The organism is Ferruginibacter sp. (assembly GCF_014377975.1).
Lineage (GTDB): Bacteria > Bacteroidota > Bacteroidia > Chitinophagales > Chitinophagaceae > Ferruginibacter.
The window spans coordinates 1-4,034 of the sequence record NZ_JACMOO010000374.1; the positions used below are offsets into that span (position 1 = coordinate 1).

Here is a 4,034-nt window from a genome sequence, read left to right on the forward strand (position 1 = left end):
GGTGTATTTGTTTGGGCTTTTGCGGGCACCTGTAATGTAATGGTTAGTAATTTAATGGGCCAAAAAAGAGAAGACAAAGTACTGGACGCCATTAAACGGATTATGATGTGGAGCTTTGCATTGTGCGTACTTATGTGTTTGCTCATCAATATTTTTCCGGCTTTATTTTTTAGTTTATTTGGCCAGGGAAAAGAATTTGTAGCTGAAGGTATACCGGTTATAAGAATGGTAAGTTGTGGCTTGTTACTGATGAGCATTGCCAACATCTGGCTAAATGGCGTTACCGGTACCGGAAAAACCACCATTAATTTAATGATTGAGATAATTGCCATCACCGGTTACTTAATTTACACCTGGATATTTATGAAAGTGCATTACATCAACCTTACAATTGCATGGAGCAATGAATTAATTTACTGGTCCGTTATCTTTATACTTTCTTTTAGTTTTTTGAAAAGCGGCAGGTGGAAAACAAAGGAGGTTGTCTGATTTTTGCTACAGGCAGACATAGCTTATAACTTTAAGGGAGCTTAAAAATGATCTGCCCTTTACTTCAGCATCATCTCCCTGATATACTTAACCGGCGAGCTGCCATAACTTAAAAACTGTTCATGAAAATTTTTAAGTTGATAGCTATTTCCTTTTTTTATTTTAAAGGCATTTCGCAGCGAAAGAATATCTTCAGCACCCGTAAAATAAGAACACAATTGAACCTGCGAAACAGTGGCCCGGTGGTACTTTTCTGATATCTGTGCGTCTTCCTGAAAGGTTTCCTTTTTCAATAAATTTGTGACATCTTTTTCGCTATAGTGCAAACATTGCAGACCATAATCTACCAGTACATTACCCAGTTCCCGAAGCCGCCATTTATAAAGGGTTAACCATAATTCGGGCGCACCATTTCCCCAGCCATTTTCCATCATCATCTGCTCGCAATATACTGCCCAGCCTTCAATCATGGCGCCGTTTTGAAAAACAGCTTTTACCATACTGCCACCCGATTGTTTATTACTGTAAACGCCCTGTAAACAATGGCCCGGCATTGCTTCATGCATGGACAGAAACTGTAGTGAAAAATCATTGTATTCCCGCAAGGTACTCTCTGCTTCGGCTGCAGGCATGGCAGATACATCTGAAACATTGTAGTAGGTTATACCAGACTTTAAATAAGGGGGCGTAAACTCTGCATTGGCCAATGCAACACCGCCCATAAAAGCAGGCATAATGCGCACTTTCAATGGATACGAAGTATCGTAATTGAATAAGTTTTTACGGATAATAAATTGCTGTAACTGCTGCACAAGTTGGGTTGCAACAGTCACCACCTTTTTAGGATCAGCATTGTGCAGAGCCATTTTATCCAATACGTTTTTAATGAGCATCAATGTATCAGCGGGCTTTACAATGCCCTTGCAATATTTTGGCCATAGTGATGTTGCTATGGAGAACATTTCTTTATGGTAATATTTTTTTGCTGCAGATGCTTTTGCAAAAATTTCCCCGGGCTCATAGTCAGTCACCAGGTCATATTTAAATTTCTGTCTGAATAATTCTTTGCCAATTCTAAAATCACGGAAGCTATATTTTTTATCGGCCATCAAACCTTCCAGTGCTGCAATATAATTTTTTATCGCTTTTGTGGTAAGTTCAATGTGTTGTTGTAATGTGTCTTTTTCAGTCTGGCTCAACGATGCTTTTTTAATTGAATCCGTAAGGTCTTTTCCAAACAGATCAAGGCTTCCCTTATTTTGCTGTATGGCCAGAGCCGTGTATTCTTTGGTAGGTTTGTTGAGTATATTTAATGCAGCCCGGTAATAGTCATCTGCATGTTTCAGGTGGTTGCCAAGAATTATTAAACGCTGGGTTAATGGTGCATAATTTTGTGTAAGGATATTATAACATTCGCCACCCAAATTATAATCCGAAGGATTCCATTGCTGAATTTTAAAAGTATCTGTATACCAAATAGCACTTTGTAACTGGTTTTGCACAATGGCATAATTAATCTTGTTATCATCCGAAAGCTGGTTGTATCCAACATGCTGCAATGTATCAAGCCATGCTTTTGAAAAAGCTACAGTAGCTGCAAATGCTGCACTGTCGGGTATTACAAGCCGCTCATAATATTTTCCATAACCGGCAGCAATAGCTGCTGAAGGATTTTCTTTCCAGTAAGCATCCAAAAATCTTGTTTGCAAATCATTAAAGTTTATATCTGAAGAATTAGTAGCAGCATTGGTTGCTGATGGATGGTGATTACAACAGAAAAAAAGTAAACTACAGATAGTGATACTAAAAAGATGGTGGCGCATACAATAAGTTTTATTTTTTAAAATTCAGATTAAAAAATTAATTGCACAAAAAAGCCGCAAGTTATTTTGCGGCTTTTATAATTAATTTGTTTTCCAGCTATTATTTGCAAAGTTCATATCCGGAAAAACTTTTTTAGGATCTATCACCACACTTACTAATTTTTCTGTTGTGGGTAATTTTACTTTCCAGACATTTGTATTATTCCATACTTCTACCGGTAGTTTAATAATGTCTTTTTTACCACTCACTGTTTCATAGGCTATAGTCACCGGCATAGCCATCTGGTCTAAATTAGCAATTGTTACAATTGCTCCGTTTGCCTCATTATCTCCTTCATATTTAACAGATTCTATAGCCTGGTCGAGCCGGTAATTTTCTATAAACCAACCTTTCCAAAACCAGCTAAGATCCTCTCCTGCCGCATTATCCATTGTTCTAAAAAAATCCCATGGCGTTGGGTGTTTAAAGGCCCAGCGTTGTATGTACAATTTAAAGGCATAATCAAATCTGTCAGCACCTAAAATTTCATTGCGCAATAATTCCAATCCATAACCAGGTTTAAAATACAGTGCTGTACCAATATTAACTTCTTTCATAGCATCCGGCGTAGTTAAAATGGCTTCACTGTTTGGGCCAAACATATACTGTGCCATCTGCTCCATATTTTTAGGCTCTTCCTTGTATTCTCCTTTATTAAAATCCTCGTGCGAAATTGAATTGATAAAAGTATTAAAACCTTCATCCATCCAACCGTATTTACGTTCGTTACTGCCAACAATCATTGGAAACCATGTATGCCCAAGCTCATGATCGGTAACACCAAACAATCCGTCTTCGGTAGCTTTCCATCCGCAAAAAACAATGCCTGGATATTCCATTCCGCCTACATTGCTGGCCACATTGGAAGCTGCAGGATAAGGAAATTCAAACCATCTTTTGCTGTAATTTTCAATACTTTTTTTTGTGTATTCCGTTGCCCTTCCCCAGGCTTTTTCACCACTGCTTTCCACAGGATAAACGCTCATAGCAAGGGAAGTTTTACCACTGGGTAAATTAATCTTTGCCGCATCCCAGATAAACGCTTTGGACGAAGCCCAGGAAACATCCCTTGCGTTGGTAATTTTATAATGCCAGCTCAATGTATTTCCTTTTGGCCGTGATGAAGGATCGGTTACTTCTTTTTCGGTACGGATCATTACAGTTTTATCACTCTTTTTCGCAATTTCATACCGGTTGTTTTGTGCAGGTGTTAATACCTCTGCTGCATTTTGTAATTCGCCGCTTGCTACCACAATGTGTGTGGCTGGTACAGTAATGGTAAAATCAAAATCGCCATACTCCAAGTAAAATTCGCTGGGTCCCAGGTAAGGCAATGTGTTCCATCCCTGCACTTCATCAAACACACACATCCGCGGATACCATTGCCCTACTGTAAAAATATCGCCGTTTTTTGTATTTAAAATACCACAGCGGTCTGCACCATATTCCGGTAAAATAAATGAAAAATCCATTTTTATTTTTACAGATTCGCCGTTGCCTTTCATTGGCTTCGTTAAACGTATCTGCATTCTTGTGTCGTTAATAATATAGTCTGCCCTGGCATCGTTTAACTGCACATTACTGATATTATCGCCACCGTTAAAACCACTTTTTGCATCTCCATACCGGCTGCGGCTATCAACCGGCATACGGGCCTGTCCGCGGCTTTTAGTATTAAATAA

General features: G+C 38.7%; 3 protein-coding genes. 1 reads left to right on the top strand and 2 read right to left on the bottom strand.

Features of this window, described 5'->3' with window-relative positions:
• The coding region (locus H7254_RS18360; RefSeq protein WP_301934355.1) for an MATE family efflux transporter at positions 1 to 489 on the top strand (489 nt) is incomplete at its 5' end.
• A gap of 59 nt (positions 490 to 548) precedes the next feature.
• Here the strand turns inward: H7254_RS18360 and H7254_RS18365 are convergent.
• Positions 549 to 2,312 carry a DUF885 domain-containing protein gene (locus tag H7254_RS18365; RefSeq protein WP_301934356.1) on the bottom strand — a complete coding sequence of 588 codons (1,764 nt, stop codon included), beginning with the start codon at positions 2,310 to 2,312 and terminating at the stop codon, positions 549 to 551.
• An 81-nt stretch (positions 2,313 to 2,393) separates the two neighbouring features.
• Positions 2,394 to 4,034: M1 family metallopeptidase (locus H7254_RS18370; protein ID WP_301934357.1), on the bottom strand; the 1,641-nt coding region annotated here is incomplete at its 5' end.

What these genes read in the sequence shown, in the direction of transcription:
- H7254_RS18365 (WP_301934356.1), bottom strand. Translation starts at nt 2,312, where the DNA reads ATGCGCCACCATCTTTTTAGTATCACTATCTGTAGTTTACTTTTTTTC.